Annotated in this window: 11 protein-coding genes and 6 tRNA genes; 1 reads left to right on the forward strand and 16 read right to left on the reverse strand. The window is 38.0% G+C overall.

Going from position 1 to position 13371, the window contains the following annotated elements; genetic code table 11:
- The first annotated feature begins 1 nt into the window (after position 1).
- The gene (locus tag KO561_RS11180) at positions 2-523 is read left to right on the forward strand and encodes an endolytic transglycosylase MltG (protein ID WP_231093345.1); all 522 of its coding nucleotides are present in this window, start codon (positions 2-4) and stop codon (positions 521-523) included.
- Positions 524-571: 48 nt separating this feature from the next.
- Here KO561_RS11180 and phoU read toward each other — a convergent pair whose 3' ends face one another.
- The 16 genes from phoU to KO561_RS11260 all read right to left on the reverse strand — a co-directional run bounded on the left by phoU (position 572) and on the right by KO561_RS11260 (position 13270).
- Positions 572-1228, reverse strand: coding sequence for a phosphate signaling complex protein PhoU (phoU, locus tag KO561_RS11185; RefSeq protein WP_231093346.1), 657 nt, complete (start codon positions 1226-1228; stop codon positions 572-574).
- Positions 1229-1245: 17 nt separating this feature from the next.
- Complete coding sequence (gene pstB, locus KO561_RS11190) at positions 1246-2052, reverse strand: phosphate ABC transporter ATP-binding protein PstB (protein ID WP_408004814.1); 807 nt, start codon at positions 2050-2052, stop codon at positions 1246-1248.
- Positions 2053-2063: 11 nt separating this feature from the next.
- Positions 2064-2933, reverse strand: coding sequence for a phosphate ABC transporter permease PstA (pstA, locus tag KO561_RS11195; protein ID WP_231093348.1), 870 nt, complete (start codon positions 2931-2933; stop codon positions 2064-2066).
- Position 2934: 1 nt separating this feature from the next.
- Complete coding sequence (gene pstC / locus KO561_RS11200; protein ID WP_231093349.1) at positions 2935-3876, reverse strand: phosphate ABC transporter permease subunit PstC; 942 nt, start codon at positions 3874-3876, stop codon at positions 2935-2937.
- Positions 3877-3975: 99 nt separating this feature from the next.
- On the reverse strand, positions 3976-4980 hold the full coding sequence (locus tag KO561_RS11205) for a PstS family phosphate ABC transporter substrate-binding protein (protein WP_231093350.1): 1005 nt from the start codon (positions 4978-4980) through the stop codon (positions 3976-3978).
- Between the two features lie 207 nt (positions 4981-5187).
- Positions 5188-7323 (reverse strand): peptidoglycan D,D-transpeptidase FtsI family protein, encoded by a 2136-nt coding sequence (locus KO561_RS11210; protein ID WP_231093351.1) that lies wholly within the window; start codon positions 7321-7323, stop codon positions 5188-5190.
- 71 nt (positions 7324-7394) lie between these two features.
- The gene (locus KO561_RS11215; protein WP_231093352.1) at positions 7395-8669 is read right to left on the reverse strand and encodes an MFS transporter; all 1275 of its coding nucleotides are present in this window, start codon (positions 8667-8669) and stop codon (positions 7395-7397) included.
- A gap of 221 nt (positions 8670-8890) precedes the next feature.
- Positions 8891-9502 (reverse strand): superoxide dismutase, encoded by a 612-nt coding sequence (locus KO561_RS11220; protein ID WP_231093353.1) that lies wholly within the window; start codon positions 9500-9502, stop codon positions 8891-8893.
- A gap of 162 nt (positions 9503-9664) precedes the next feature.
- A tRNA-Phe gene (locus KO561_RS11225) sits at positions 9665-9737 on the reverse strand.
- A 191-nt stretch (positions 9738-9928) separates the two neighbouring features.
- Positions 9929-10021: transfer RNA gene (locus tag KO561_RS11230), tRNA-Ser, on the reverse strand.
- A gap of 14 nt (positions 10022-10035) precedes the next feature.
- Positions 10036-10112, reverse strand: a tRNA-Ile gene (locus tag KO561_RS11235).
- A gap of 16 nt (positions 10113-10128) precedes the next feature.
- Positions 10129-10204: transfer RNA gene (locus tag KO561_RS11240), tRNA-His, on the reverse strand.
- A 2-nt stretch (positions 10205-10206) separates the two neighbouring features.
- A tRNA-Met gene (locus KO561_RS11245) sits at positions 10207-10283 on the reverse strand.
- Between the two features lies 1 nt (position 10284).
- Positions 10285-10359 (reverse strand) — tRNA-Asn (locus KO561_RS11250).
- Between the two features lie 233 nt (positions 10360-10592).
- Positions 10593-12227 (reverse strand): Na/Pi cotransporter family protein, encoded by a 1635-nt coding sequence (locus KO561_RS11255; protein WP_231093354.1) that lies wholly within the window; start codon positions 12225-12227, stop codon positions 10593-10595.
- A 404-nt stretch (positions 12228-12631) separates the two neighbouring features.
- Positions 12632-13270, reverse strand: a complete 639-nt coding sequence (locus KO561_RS11260; RefSeq protein WP_231093355.1) for an NfeD family protein — start codon at positions 13268-13270, stop codon at positions 12632-12634.
- Positions 13271-13371 lie beyond the last annotated feature (101 nt).

Raw genomic sequence — 13371 nt, forward strand, 5'->3', positions numbered from 1 at the left:
AATGAAGTACACAATTAGAGCCTTTTCAATTGGTATATTTACCGCAACGTTAGTGATTGCGATTGCTTACTTTTTCTTGGATAACGAATCTACAGAATTGACATCGGATCAAATGATTGAACAACTAGAAGAAGAAGGCTATACGGTATCCCAGGCCGGTGAAACGACTGATCCTGCGCAGCCGCCTACCGAAGAACAGCCTGAACCTACAGAGGAAGAGCCCGCTGAAGAACAACCTGCGGAAGAAAATCCCACAGAAGAAGAACCTCCTGCTGAAACAGAGGAACAACCCGCAGAGGAAACTCCTTCTACAGAACAAGAGCCTTATAATCTTGTGATTGAATATGGGACAAGTTTATCCACTGTCTTCCAAAACCTAGAACAAGCTGGTGTCATTGAAAATGCACAGGAATTCAGTACTTTCATAACCGAAAATGGTTATGAAACACAAATTCAAGCAGGTGAATATGAATTACAAAAAAATATGACGAACCAGCAAGTTGCAGACGCACTAACTAAATAATACAGTTTAGAAGCCGGATGGGAATTACCCCATCCGGCTTCTTATTTACTACTGATTTAAATCAAATGATTCACCTTTTACAAGATATAATATACTTTCCCCAATATTGGTTGTGTGATCTGCAAATCGTTCGATAAAACGGGCACTAAAGGCCATTTGCATCACATGTTGAATCTTTTGAGGATTTGTCGCTGTTTCCTCTAACATTTCGCGGACTACGTCTCCGTACATACTGTCTACTAAATCGTCCATTTCTGATAATTTTCTCGCTAACGTAATATCCTGCATTTCAAATGCCGTTACACTTAAATCCACCATTTTTATCGCGATGTCTTTCATATTTTCAAGTGAAGAATGCACGACTAAATTATGTTTGCCTAAATGTAAAGTCGCTTTGGCAATGTTTGTAGCGTTATCTCCCATTCTTTCTAAGTCTGAGGAAATCTTAATAGCAACAATCAATTGACGTAAGTCTCTCGCTACTGGTTGTTCTTTTGCGATTAAAAGAATCGCTTCTTCGTTTATTTGTAATTCTTTTTTATCGAGAATTTCGTCTTGCTCTATAATTTTGTTGGCTAGTTCTAAATCTTGAGTAAAAAGTGCATGCACGGCGTCTTCCAATGCTCGCCCTGCTTCTTTAGCTAAATCAATGATGGATGTTTGAATATTATTTAACTCTATTTCAAACTGCTCTCTAGCAACCATGTTATCCCTCGCTTTTATTAACCGAATCGGCCAGTAATATAGTCTTCCGTTCTCTTATCTTTCGGGTTAGAAAATAAATGATCCGTTTCAGTAAACTCCACTAACTCCCCATTCAACATGAATGCAGTTCGATCTGAAATACGCGCAGCTTGTTGCATGTTGTGCGTGACGATGATAATGCTATATTTTTCTTTTAATTCTTTGATTAGTTCTTCAACTTTCAGCGTAGAAATCGGATCCAACGCAGATGTTGGTTCATCCATTAAAATAACATCCGGCTCTATCGCCAAACATCTCGCAATACATAAACGTTGTTGTTGACCACCAGATAAACCATAGGCGTTTTGATTTAAACGATCTTTTACCTCATCCCATATCGCCGCATCTTTTAAGCTCTTTTCTACAATTGCGTCTAATTCCGACTTCTTTTTAATTCCATGAATTCTTGGACCATACGCAACATTTTCGTAGATAGATTTAGGGAATGGATTCGGCTTTTGAAACACCATCCCTACACGTGTACGAAGCTCTTCTACTAACACTTGCTTACTAAAGATATCTTGACCATTGTACTCGATTGTTCCAGATGTCTTCACACTAGGTACCATTTCAATCATACGATTTAACGTCTTTAACAACGTGGATTTCCCACATCCGGACGGTCCAATGACAGCCGTAATGTCATTTTTAGGAATGCTCATCGTTATTTCAAACAAGGCTTGGCTAGAACCATACCATAAGTTAAAATCAGAGATTTTAAAAGCAAACTCTTTCGGTGTATTCGTAGTTTTTTTCTCTACTCTTTCTTTCATCTCAATCATCATTAGTCTCCTTTTTAATACCTATTTTGAAATTTATTACGAATCCAAACAGCAACAGCATTCATTAGTAATAAGATAATCAATAGGACAATGATTCCAGCACCAGCAACATACTGCCATTCTTCTTGTGGTCTACTCGTCCAGTTGAAAATCTGTATCGGCATAGCCGTATATTTTGCTAGGAGAGAATCCGGTATGGTATAGATAGCGGTAGCAGCACCCACAATGATTAATGGAGCTGTTTCCCCTATAGCACGTGAAAGTGCCAGAATGGAACCTGTTAAAATACCTGGAATAGATGCTGGTAAAACAATCCTCCATATCGTTTGCCATTTTGTTGCCCCCATTGCAATAGAAGCTTCACTTAATTCTTTAGGCACAGAACGAATCGCTTCTTGAGCCGCAACTACAATAACTGGTAAAATCAACAAGCTCATGGTAAATACACCGGCGATTAACGTATATCCAAATTGGAAGAAATACACGAAAAAGGTTAATCCTAATAAACCGAAAACAATAGATGGGACCCCAGCTAAGTTTTGTACATTTACTTGAATAAAACGAGTAAATCGATTCTTTGGTGCGTATTTTTCTAAATACAGTGCTGTAGATACGCCAAGAATGATAGAAATTGGAGCAATTAATAACATCAGGAATACAGAACCCATAATTCCTGCAAACATCCCCGCTTTATCTGGATATGGTGCAGGGAAATTTTTAATAAAATCTATATTTAAATAACCAAGACCTTGGTTGAGCACTCGATACATAAGCAATGCTAGGAAAACTAATCCTATCATTGTTGCAAGGAAAAATAAGGACTTAAACAATTGATTTTTCCATACTCTTCTTTTTAAACGACTACGATTGTTGTTGTTTGACATATTAGTAATCCTCCCTAAACTTACGGGAAACATATTGTGAGATTAAATTCATGATAAAGGTAAAGATAAATAGGGTTATTCCTACTGCATAGATACTGTAATAAATCGTCGATCCATAAGTCGTATCCCCAGTAGCGCCTTGTACGATAAAGGCAGTAAGAGTTTGAATCGATTCAGCAGGGTTAAATGTTAAATTCGGTGAAGCGCCAGCTGCAATCGTAACAATCATCGTCTCTCCGATAGCTCTGGACAAGGCCAAAACGATGGAAGCAATAATTCCAGAAAGTGCTGCTGGAATGACGACCTTCGTCGTCGTTTCTAATCTAGTTGCCCCTAATGCTAAAGCTCCTTCACGCAGGCTTTTAGGAACAGCGCTCATAGCATCTTCTGAAAGAGACGCTACCATTGGGACAATCATAATTCCCACAACAATTCCAGCACTTAAGGCATTAAAGATCTCAATTCCAGGTACTAATTTCATAAGGATGGGTGTTACAAAAGTTAAAGCGAAATACCCATACACAACAGTAGGAATTCCCGCTAGAACCTCCAACACTGGTTTAATAATTTTTCTCGTGTTTTCTCCTGCATACTCACTGAGAAAAATGGCAGAAGCAACTCCTAATGGCAAAGCAACACACGCTGCAATGAATGTAACTAATAACGTTCCACTAATAAGCGGAAAGACTCCAAATTTCCCTGTCCAAGGAGACCAATGCATTCCCGTGAAAAAATCGATAATAGAGACATCAGAGAAAAAAGTGAAAGACTCTCTTAGTAAAGTAAAAATAATTCCAATTGTCGTTAAAACGGAAATAGCTGCACAGAATAGTAAAAATAATGGAATAGTTTTCTCTGTAATCAATAAAGATTTCTTACTTCTTTTATTCTCCGCAATTTGTTCTTGTATTGAGTTTGAGTTTCTCTGTTTTAAAGCATCCACGTTATGACCCCTTTTACATATTTAAACGTGGACAGGGTCAGACTGTACCAATCTAACGGCACGCCTAACCCTCCACATTCTTATTTAAATGTTAAGATCTTATTTACCAGCTAAAGATTTGATTTCATCAAGCTGAGATTGATATTTATCTTCTGGAAGTGCTACATATCCCACTTCTTCAGCAGCAGATGCTGCGTTCTCAAGTGTGTATGTTACGAAATCATAAACTTGAGGTTTTTCTTTCAAAGAAGCAACATTTACATAAGTGAACAATGGACGAGAAAGTGGTGTGTATGTTCCATCTTGAACAGTTTCTGCAGTTGGTTTAACTGGATTACCATCTCCACTGTCAATACCAAGAACTTTTAATTTATCTTCGTTCGCAATATAGTAAGCATAACCAAAGTAGCCAATTGCGTATGGATCACTTTCAATTCCAGTTACAAGTGTGTTGTCATCCTCAGAAAGAGTAACGTTGTCTCCCTCTTTCATAGGATTTTCTTCTAGGATTACTTCGTTAAAGTAATCAAACGTACCAGAATCATGACCTGGGCTATAGATATTGATGGTTTCCTCTGGCCATTCTGGGTTAATGTCAGACCATTTTGTTGATTCGTTATCCGCTAAGAAAATCTCTTTCAACTGATCAACCGTGATGTTTTCAATAAAGTCGTTCTCTTTACTTACCACTACAGAAAGTCCATCTTTAGCAACTTCTAATTCTTTTAGCTCAATACTATTTTCTTCTGCAATAGCTATTTCTTCTTCTTTAATTGGTCGAGATGCATTACTTAGGTCAATTTCACCAACTGTAGATTTTTTAAATCCACCACCAGAACCTGACGAGTTAAGTGTAATCTCAACGTTTGGTTTTTCTTGGTTGTATTGATAAGTTAAGCCTTCCATGATTGGAAATACTGTGGAAGATCCATCAATTGCGACTGAACCAGATAGTTCCTCTGAAGCTTCAGCAGAGTTTTCCTCTTCTGTGTTTCCTTCTGAGTTAGTTTCGCCTTCTTCTTCTGCTCCGCTTCCACAAGCTGCAAGTAAACCAACTGTGAATAAAAGCAGTGCAAACATTGCTAATAGTTTAGACTTCTTCATAATGTCTGTTTTCCCCCTACATAATAGTTTTCAAATTTGGGCTTGGCTATCTCAACCACAATTACATCTTAACGAGTTAGTGTTAAGAAAGAATTAATTGAATGTAAAGAAAGTGTAAATTCACGTAGAAATTTGTATGAATTTTTTTATATTTGAAAACACAAAAAAACTGACTATCCGCAATGGATAGTCAGTTTTTTACTAACTTTATTCTTCTTTATTCTTTTCATTAGAGCCCTGATTCTTTTCTTTATCTTTAAGATTCATATCTACACCGTTTTGCTGTCTTTCTTTCTTTAAATTGAAATAGGCGTCCATTATTCCTCTTCCGATGGTATGATTAACGGAATATTTACTGTTATAGGTTCCTGTATGCGGAACTACTACCGCAAACGCAACTTCTGGATCATCGTACGGTGCATACCCAACTAATGTTAGGTTTTCGGTTTCTGTAATCAACTTTCCATCTTCGTAAATTGCGTTTTCCGCAGTACCGGTTTTACCCGCAGGCTTATATGGTGCACCGGCCCAGATTGTATTATTCGCTGTACCTTGGGATCCGTGGAATACATTTATAAACCCTTGCTGAACCCGTTCTATATATTGATCATCCATCTCAATCTTGTTTAAAACATCTGTATTGAAGTTCTTTACAACCGGACCTAATTGATCGTCTAGAGAAGGCTGTCTTATTTCACTTACTAGCCTTGGACGAATCCGATAGCCGTCATTCGCAATGGTCGAAACATATTGCGCCAATTGTAACGTCGTAAATGTATCATATTGTCCGATCGCAAAGTCCAACAGATTACCGGCCTGAGGATTTTGCCCTTTATAACCGTTCGCTTCATAAGGTAAGTCAATTCCTGTTTCTACTCCAAGACCGAACTGGCTGAAGTAGTTGCGGAAATCTTGAAATGCGTGCGTATTCGTAACATTTAACGAATCATTTCGTTGGTAGTTATAGTCGCCAAGCATTCTCATGGCAATAAAGAACATATATACGTTAGATGAACGTTCGAGTGCTTTTAAATCATTTACCGGTCCAAGAGTCTTGTAGGATCTTTTTTCAGGGGTACCAGCAATTTTAATTGACCTATCATTAAATGTTGTCCCCATATCAATAAGACCTGCATCTAATCCAGCTAAGACGGAAGCTCCCTTCACAGTAGATCCCGGTCGATGCTGATCATAAACAACACGGAAAGATTCGTCCACAATTTCGTTCTCTTCTGAATCATAGTGTTGGCCGGATAAGGCTAGCACCTCTCCTGTTTGCGGATCTAACATAGCCACTAAAGCATCTTCTACGTATCTGTTTTGCCCAGAATCACTACGAATCGCTTTTAATTCTTTTTTTACTATTTCATCTACTCGCTTTTGCAACTCCATATCAATCGTTAGAACGAGATCATTTCCTCGTTGTCCTTCTACCACAACCTCAGAATTAACAACTTCCCCGTCTTTATTAGTCGTGTAAAGAACTTGTTCCTTCGTTCCTCTTAATACACTTTCATACTCTTGTTCGAGACCACTTGTCCCAACACGATCATTTCGACTATAGCCATTGGACAAATAGTAGTCTTCATTTTCACTAGGAATTCCTTCATCTGAATCGGTAATACTTCCGATGTAATTCGCAAAGGTTTGCCCAAAGATCGGTTTTCTTTCCCAGTCAATAGATGCGTCAATGCCTGATAACTGATTTAAATGCTCGGCCACTACCGCATACTCTTCTTGGGTTACTCCCTCGTTTTTTACGATGTGTGGTGTCAATTCCGTTGCTTCATCCAATTCACGTTTAATCGCAATAACCTCAATGACTTGTTTGTTCCAGTCAATTGTAGCAAGATCTTCTTCTGTTATGTGATCAAGCAACGCTTGGTATTGATCCGATGGTTCCATTTCTTTTTCTTTTTTCGTAAGTCGATCTGCTACTGTTTCTGCATTTTCTCCTTGCAAGTACCAATATTCCTTTTTATCACGTTCTCTAAGCTCATCATATGGATACTCCAAGTCTATATACTGGGATAGTTTCTCTGCCAAATCCAACTTTTTCTCAGCAGAAGCCCCGTTCTTTGGTGCTGTGTACGTAATAGAACGAACAGGTTCATTGTCTAATACTAATCGACCAAATCGATCATACATCTTCCCTCTTGGAACCTGGCTTTTACTCGTATCCTTCACCGTTCGATTTATTTTCTCTTGTGCTTCTTCTCCATTTAATATTTGAACAACTCCGAGTTGTAATATTAATAATGAAAACAAAAGAAACACAAAAACAAATAATATATTTAAACGAAAGGGAAGCGGGGAACGCTTTTTCTTCTTTTCATTGACCATATAGCTTCCTCTCCTTTTCTCCTCTTCATACCTCCTTCATTATAACACTTGAATAAACTTCCTTCTATCCTTTATCGATTTTCTTCTTCCGCTAATTCTTGTTTAACCGAATGTTGTTGTTCCGCAAAAACATCGGTTACCGTCACGTCTTTTATAAAAAAGTAAATGGCAAAATGTCCGGCTCCTAATGTTAGAAATAAAAAAGGAATCGCTCTTTCTGGCTCAAATATTGTAATCGCCGCTATAAATATAATAATAGAAGAAACACGCCCAATATTGGTGAACAATTCCCGTACAACAATATATTCGATTCTCATTTCTGCAGCTTTCCACCCTTTCCCAATCACGTCAAAAGTCATCGACATGTAAGGGACAAATAAAGTTGGATACCCGATACCAATGATCGCTCCATAAATAAGAAGTGTCGTATAACTTGTCTCTAGTAGGATAAGAAAAATCGCTAAGTATAAGGTTAATCCACCTACAAAGACCGCCCATTTTCGCATGTGTGGTTTAATAATTCTCGTAGCTACATAGTAGAAAATAAAAGAAACACCTGAAAACACTAAATTGAATGTTCCTAATGCAAGTTCGCTTTGCGTTGCGATAAATACCCAAATTGAAATAACAAAAACGAACATCCCTTCACGAAGCCCTTGGCTTAAATTTGCATGTAAAATGTGTTTCCAATCTTTGTTATGTTTACGTTCCTGAAGGATTCTCCTTAATTGAAATTTCCCTTCTGCTGATCTTCTTTTCATAAACATGGTACAGATTACAGCAAGGATAAACATGACGAAAGAGATGGAAAAGATGATGGTATAGCCTTGAAAATTATTAAATCTTGAAATAATATAACCTGCTAAAACAGGTCCAACTGCTCCGCCAAGAGATTGAAGGATTCCTTGAAAACCGTTAAAGAAATCCCTTGTCTCTGGTTCTGTTACTTCAAATATTAATACATTAAAGGCAAGCCAGTAGAAACCGGACCCAAGTCCCAGTAAAGCACCTAGCAGCATATTAAACGTTGCTGCATTTTCTCCTACTAATAGGACTGTTAAAAAAAACAGGGATAAAAATGATACCCCTAGTCGTAATACGATGACTCGATCTATTTTTTTAGCGAATCTTCCTGCTACAATAAAGGTTAGTGGTTGTAATACATAAACAGCTAAGTTATATAACGCAATATCTACATATTGCCCGGATTGTTTCCATAAGTATATATTAACGAACGTATTGGATAGGAAAATACCTAGTGCGTATAATCCACCAATCGTGAGTAGTAACTTTAAATCTTTGTCGATTTGAACGTCTTTAGGTAATGCTCTTTGATGTAGGTTCATGTCTCCAGTCTCCTTTTTGTATCTAACCTATAGTCTTTTCAAAAAGGGGACATATATTCAATAGGAAGCAAAACCACGCACTTTCAGATAAGAAAACTTCGTGAAGCTAAATTTCTAAGCTTTGGTTCATTTATTCTCTTTTTTAAGAATTCAATATCTTTTCTTTCCATACAAAAAACTCCTAATGGCCAAATTACCATTAGGAGTTCTTTTCTCATTGATTATTTTGCTGCGCTATAAAGTTCATTCACTTTATCCCAGTTTACTACGTTCCAGAAAGCTGCAATGTAGTCAGGGCGTTTGTTTTGGTATTTTAGATAGTAAGCATGCTCCCATACATCTAGACCAAGAATTGGAGATTTACCTTCCATTACTGGAGTGTCTTGGTTAGGAGTGCTTGTAACTTCAAGCTCACCGTTATTTACTACAAGCCATGCCCAACCAGAACCGAAACGGCCAGCACCTGCATTCGCAAACTCTTCTTTAAAAGCATCGAAGCTTCCAAATTTTTTGGAAATAGCATCTGCTACATCACCAGTTGGTTCTCCTCCACCATTTGAGGAAAGAAGCGTCCAGAAAAGACTGTGGTTTGCATGTCCGCCACCATTGTTACGGACAGCTGTACGAACGCTTTCAGGTAAGCTGTTTAAATCTGATAGCAACTCATCTAGAGATTTGTTTTGAAGATCTTCATGACCTTCTAATGCACCGTTTAATTTTGTTACGTACGTATTGTGGTGCTTCGTATGGTGAATATTCATTGTTTCCTTATCAATGTGTGGTTCTAACGCATCGTATGCATAAGGTAATTCAGGTAATTCAAACTTTGCCATGAAAAATTTTCCTCCTTCTAATTTATGTACGAAAAACACCCTTTTGGGACGTTTTTCCTTTTCATTCAAAGATTATCAAATCCATACCCATCTTGCAACCGTTTTGCTTATATGTCTAAGAACAAAGAAAAAACAAGTACATGTTGTACTTGTTTTTGAAAGTGGCTCGGGACGGAATCGAACCGCCGACACACGGATTTTCAGTCCGTTGCTCTACCGACTGAGCTACCGAGCCGTGATTAGTATTAAGTTTTTATTTTGTTTTCGCACAATACTAGGATTTCGATCTCAAAGGTGAGAACCCTATATCTACTAGTTCTTTTCACTATGATTCATGTTTTTCGGGGTTACTCGTAGTTCATTCGGTATCGTTAAACTTTAACCATATTATGTAAACATATTTGAAATCCATATTCCAAATATATATGGCGGAGGAGGAGGGATTCGAACCCCCGCGGGCCGTGAAGCCCCTGTCGGTTTTCAAGACCGATCCCTTCAGCCGGACTTGGGTACTCCTCCGAATGCTAGAACTATGGTGGACCCTGCAGGACTCGAACCTGCGACCGATCGGTTATGAGCCGATAGCTCTAACCAACTGAGCTAAGGGTCCTTCTTTAGGTTATTAATGGGGCGACCGGTGGGAATTGAACCCACGTATGCCGGAACCACAATCCGGTGCGTTAACCACTTCGCCACGATCGCCATGGTAGCGGCGGAGGGAATCGAACCCACGACCTCACGGGTATGAACCGTACGCTCTAGCCAGCTGAGCTACGCCGCCATGGCTCCACAGGTAGGATTCGAACCTACGACCGATCGGTTAACAGCCGATTGCTCTACCACTGAGCTACTGTGGAAAAATATTTTAATTTAAGTCACTTACACTAGATTGTCCAAAACTCATTCTTATTAAGCGACGAATTATAATTTATCACATTAAACAATTGAAGTCAATAACTTTTTTGGAATTCATTAAAATAGGCAACAAAAATAATATAGCACGTCAGCATTCTTCATTCAAGATATTTTTTACATATTCTTCACATATTTTGTCGATATAAAAAAGTTAGGGGGAATAACTCCCCCTATTTTATAAGTGGTCTTCCCCAAGAACTTCCTCTGCAATGTTAACAGCATGGTCACCTATTCGCTCCAAGTTACTGATTATATCCACAAACACAATTCCTGCAGGTCCAGTACATAGTCCTTCATTTAGTCTAATAATATGTTTTTTACGGTACACTCTTTCCATTTGGTCAATTTTATCCTCTTTTTGGACAACAGCTAATGCCGCTTCCCGATCCATGCGACCAAGGGCTCCAACTGCTTGTTTTACCGTAATAAGCGTAAGGTCAAACATATCATTCAAGTCTTGTTGTGCTTGTTCTGTTAGTACCACTTTATTGGAAATTTTATAGTCTATGAGCTCGACGATATTTTCAAAATGATCTCCAATACGTTCAATATCTCTTACAGAGTCCATTAGGGTCGAATGTTTATGACTATCCGCTTCAGATAAAGAAGCACTAGATAACTCCACTAAGTAGTTCGTAATTTCTCGATCTAAATTATTTAATGCACCTTCTATTTGAAGAGCCATATCTGAATGTTTCTGAATGTGGTTATTCAAATAAAGCCCTGCTTCTTCAAGTCCCTTATACGCATAGTCCCCCATACGAATTATTTCTTCTTTCGCTTGATCCAAAGCGACAGATGGAGACTGATGTAAGAAAATAGGATCTAAGTGCTTCGGTTTATACTCTACTACGACATCTTCACCTGGAATTAATTTCGTTACAATTAAAGCTAGCAAACCAATAAATGGGAATTGAATAATCGTATTGGTTAAGTTAAAGCCTCCATGTGCAAAAGCAATCGTCATCTCAGGGTTTAAATTGAATTGGTCTCGTAAGAATTCAACCACATTCTCATATACACCTAAGAAAATCAAAAACACCGTGGTCCCAATCAAATTAAATAGGACGTGAGTATAAGCTGCACGTTTTGCTGCAATACTCGCACCAATTGAAGCTAGAACTGCTGTTATCGTTGTTCCAATATTATCTCCGAACAAAACGGGCAAAGCAGCATCAAGCGTCATGGCACCTTGATCGAACAACCCTTGTAAGACACCAATAGTTGCACTAGAGCTTTGTACAATCACCGTAAATAGTGTACCTACCACGACACCAAGGAATGGGTTGTCACTCATATTCAATGTTAACTCTTGAAAAGCTTGGACTTCTCGGAGTGGCTTCATTCCAGCACTCATTAACTCTAAACCGAAAAATAAAGAACCGAAGCCAAAAATGGATTGACCAATGTTGGTAATTTTGTTGTTTTTAAAGAAGAAAATCATAAACGCACCAACAGCAAGTATTGGCAATGCATATGCCCCTAAGTCAATTCCAATAATGAACGCTGTTACCGTTGTTCCGATATTGGCACCCATAATAACCCCTATTGCTTGTCTTAAGGTCATAAAACCAGCATTTACTAATCCGACAGTCAATACGGTCGTTCCAGAACTACTTTGAATAAGTATGGTAACAATGATACCAGCCAAGACACCCATAAAAGGGTTGCTCGTAAACTTGTCCAAAATATCTCTTAACCGATCCCCAGCGGACTTCTGAAGACCTTCTCCCATGAACTTAATACCAAGTAAGAAAATCCCTAATCCACCTATAAATTCAAATATGAGTTCTTGAATGTTTATTTCCAATGATTAACATCCCTTCTTACATTCTTTGTCCTAGACACTCCTACTATTATTAATGAAATATGAAGTTATTGTAAAGGAAAATCGATGAAATTTACACTAAATTTACAAAACTCATTATATATTGTCGAATTATCATAATCGTCGTTTTTTACATTAAAAAATGATTGGTGCCTTCCATGTGGTTCAGCTTCCCCATCTTTCCTAATGGGTATCTTTCCTGTACTAATTCCCATTACTGGCCCGAACATTATCTTAGTATTATTAGAACCCGTCATTTCTATCCCCTATCTCGGATGGTTGTATTTTTTTCATACTTGCTTATTGAAAAGGGGCCAATTCATTTCCTTTCCACAACCAAAAAGACAGATAATAAATAAACGAGAGGAAGGCTCCTTCCTCTCGTTTTAATCTTCCGTATTTAATTCCGTTACAAGTATTCTCGTCCCATCAACTTGCGCAATCCTTACCGATGTTCCTTTTTCTATCCATTTTCCATTGGATATCGCGCTATATTCCTGTTCCCCTATACGAATAGTACCGACTGGTCGCATGTCTGTCACCGTAACAGCTGTTTCATTTAATAATGATTCATAACTACTATTAATCGAGTTATACCCTTCTTCCTTTGTCAAACGATCTAACAAGGCCATTTTCGTCCACATATCTCTTCGCTTATATACTTTTAAAAATAAAAATGAACTCAAACCACCAATGATGACACCAAGGATTGCATAGAATCCGGCCGTCCAATTAGGAGCTGTTAAACCAACCGAAATCAGCATGGCAACCGTTCCAATTGTTGATAAAGTTCCATCATTTAGTAACTTTCCATCAATAATGATAAGTAACAATCCGACAAAATAAATCGTAATCATAAGGAAAAACGTTCCTGGTTCTAAATAGGATAAAAAATAAACCGATATAAACGCAATACCAAGAAGTCCAAATACCCCTTTGCGATTTACTAAAAGTTCACCAAAAAGAAACAACGTTCCTAATCCAGTGATAACGAACGTAATCCAATCCAAATCCAGTAATTCCATAACAACCTCTCCTCTATTTTCTATATGGTAGTATACGAATGAAAAAACAAGAAGTTTCAAAGCAGGATTTTCATTTTTTAAAAGGAATACATAAATAGTCA

The sequence above is a fragment of the Radiobacillus kanasensis genome, from assembly GCF_021049245.1.
Taxonomy (GTDB): domain Bacteria; phylum Bacillota; class Bacilli; order Bacillales; family Amphibacillaceae; genus Radiobacillus; species Radiobacillus kanasensis.